This is a genomic window from Stenotrophomonas capsici, from assembly GCF_034961085.1.
GTDB classification, from domain to species: domain Bacteria; phylum Pseudomonadota; class Gammaproteobacteria; order Xanthomonadales; family Xanthomonadaceae; genus Stenotrophomonas; species Stenotrophomonas capsici.
Genome location: NZ_JAYFUH010000146.1, coordinates 1 through 2,661 on the forward strand (window position 1 = coordinate 1; position 2,661 = coordinate 2,661).

Consider the following 2,661-nt stretch of genomic DNA (forward strand, 5'->3'; position numbering starts at 1 on the left):
TGTGGCTTGGCCTGGGGCCTGTGGCGCGGCGTCATGGTGGGCATGGAGGCCGCGAAGAACGGCAATGGCATGCCGGCCGGCGAGGAATTGTCGGGCCTGCTGGGTGACCCGGGCGCGCTGGCGCAGATCCTGATCGCCCTGATATCCACCGGCGGCGCGGCACTGGTGCTGTACTTCTGGCGTCGTCGCGCCACGCCGGCCGAGCGCGCGCAATCGCACCGGAATGCCCGCCGCGGTACGACCTGGGGCTGGACGCTGCTGGTAGCGGCCTGCGTGTTCATTGGCAGCAGCCTGATCAGCTGGATCGGCAAGCAGTTCGGCATCGAGCCGGCCCCGACCAACCTGCCGCTGATGGAACAGGCACTGGCCAACTATCCCCTGCTGCTGGTGGTCTTCGCCGTGTTCCTGGCCCCGGCCTATGAGGAATTGCTGTTCCGGCGCGTCCTGTTCGGCCGCCTGTGGGCCGCCGGCCGACCATGGCTGGGCATGCTGTTGAGCGGCACGGCTTTCGCGCTGGTGCACGAGGTGCCCGGCACCAGCCCCAACGGGCTGCCGGAGATGCTGCTGTTGTGGTTGATCTACGGGGGCATGGGCATCGCCTTTGCCTGGCTGTACCGCAAGACCGGGACGCTGTGGGCGGCCATCGCCGCGCATGCGATCAACAACGCCATCGCGCTCGGCGCGCTGGTCTGGTTCGGCGCGCAGTAAGCCGAACGCGCGGTTGACGAAAAATTAAGCAGGACGCTCGCACACTGCAGCCATGAATGTGGGGGATCCATCATGAAAGCCGCTGCTTTCGCCATCACTGCCATCCTGCTGCTCGGCGCCTGCGCGACCACCACGTCACCGACCGGGCGTCGCCAGGTCGTTGGTGGCGTTTCCCAGCAACAGCTGGACCAGCTGGGCGCGCAGGCCTTCGCCGAAACCAAGGCCAAGGAAACCGTCAACCGCGACGCCCGGCAGAACGCCTACGTGCAATGCGTGGTCAACGCGCTCGTCGCCCAGCTGCCCTCCCAGTACCATGGCGTACGTTGGGAGACGGCGGTGTTCGTCGATAAGGAACCCAATGCCTTCGCCCTGCCCGGCGGCAAGGTCGGCGTGAACACCGGCATCTTCAGCGTGGCCCGCAACCAGGACCAGCTGGCGGCCGTCATCGGCCATGAGATCGGCCACGTCATTTCGCGCCACCATGAAGAACGCATCACCAAGCAGATGGGCGCCTCCGGGCTCCTGCAGGTGGCCAGCGTGCTGGCCGGCGCCGCCTACGGTGAAAGCGCGGCCAGCACGGTCAGCCAGCTCGGTGGCATGGGCGCGCAGACCATGTTCCTGCTGCCCGGCTCGCGCACCCAGGAAAGCGAGGCCGACGTGGTTGGCCAGCGGCTGATGGCCCAGGCCGGGTTCGACCCTTCGCAGGCGGTGAACCTGTGGCAGAACATGATGGCGGCCAGCGGAAACCGCTCCCCGCAATGGCTTTCCACCCACCCGGACCCGGCCAACCGCATCCGTGAACTGCAGCGCGATGTGCCGGCGCTGATGCCTGTTTTCCAGCAGGCCCGCCAGGCCGAGCGGGTCCCACGGTGCGGATGACCCGGGACATTGCTGCAGTACACCAACGGAAGTGATTTCTCCGTCAAATATTTTCTGCTACGTTTGCGTGCTCGGTTTCTTTCCGAATAGTCCGAACTCCGCTCCCAAGCGGTCCCATCGAGGTGAACCATGATCTTCCGCAGCCATAAACAAGCCGTGCTTTCCGTCCTTATCGCGACCGCGCTCGGTGGTGTTGTGGTGGCTGATGCCGTTGCACAGTCGGCGCGTTCTGCCGACCGCCGGGGCAATCGTGGCAGCTCCAAGCCGGAGGTCCTATTCCCGGAAGCGACCCGCCAGGAGCCCAACGGCAAGGCTTCCTCGAAGATGAGCGGCAAGCTGCAGAAGCTGTTCGAGGCCTACAACAAGAGCGAGTTCGAGCAGACCCGTGCGCTGGCCGATGAAATCATCGCCGCCGAGGCTGCCAACGACTACGACAAGGCCGTGGCCAACCAGCTGGCCTCGCAGGCCGCCTACAACCTGGACGACAACGCCGGCGCCAAGCAGTACCTGCAGCAGGCGCTCACCCTGAACCAGCTGGACAACAACGGCCACTACCAGGCACTGCTGATGCTGGCCCAGCTGCAGATCCAGGACGAGCAGTACGCCGAAGGCCTGGCCAACCTGGACAAGTACTTCGCCGAGTCCAAGTCCAACAAGCCCGAAGAGCTGATCATCAAGGGCCAGGCCCTGTACCAGACCGAAAAGTACGCCGAGGCCATCCCGGTGCTGCGCGCCGCCATTGCCGCCTCGCCCGAGCCGAAGGACAACTGGAACCAGCTGCTGATGGCGTCCTACGCCGAAGCCGGCCAGACCGGTGAAGCGGTCAAGGAAGCCGAGGCGCTGGCCAGCCGCAACCCCTCGGACAAGAAGGCCCAGCTCAACCTGGCCAGCATGTACATGCAGGCCGACCAGATGGACAAGGCCGCCGCAGTGATGGACAAGCTGCGTGCGTCCGGACAGCTCACCGAAGAGCGCGAGTACAAGCAGTTGTACTCGATCTACGCAAACACCGAGAACAAGGAACGGGACGTCATTGCGGTGATCAACGAGGGCCTGGAGAAGGGCATCCTCAAG

General features: G+C 65.2%; 3 protein-coding genes. All 3 read left to right on the plus strand.

Going from position 1 to position 2,661, the window contains the following annotated elements; translation table 11 throughout:
* Positions 1–708 (plus strand): CPBP family intramembrane glutamic endopeptidase (locus VA603_RS10370; RefSeq protein ID WP_323438766.1); only part of this gene is annotated, 708 nt, incomplete at its 5' end.
* A 72-nt stretch (positions 709–780) separates the two neighbouring features.
* On the plus strand, positions 781–1,587 hold the full coding sequence (locus VA603_RS10375; protein WP_323438767.1) for a M48 family metallopeptidase: 807 nt from the start codon (positions 781–783) through the stop codon (positions 1,585–1,587).
* A gap of 129 nt (positions 1,588–1,716) precedes the next feature.
* The coding region (locus VA603_RS10380) for a tetratricopeptide repeat protein (RefSeq protein WP_323438768.1) at positions 1,717–2,661 on the plus strand (945 nt) is incomplete at its 3' end.

What these genes read in the sequence shown, in the direction of transcription:
- VA603_RS10375 (WP_323438767.1), top strand. Translation starts at nt 781, where the DNA reads ATGAAAGCCGCTGCTTTCGCCATCACTGCCATCCTGCTGCTCGGCGCC.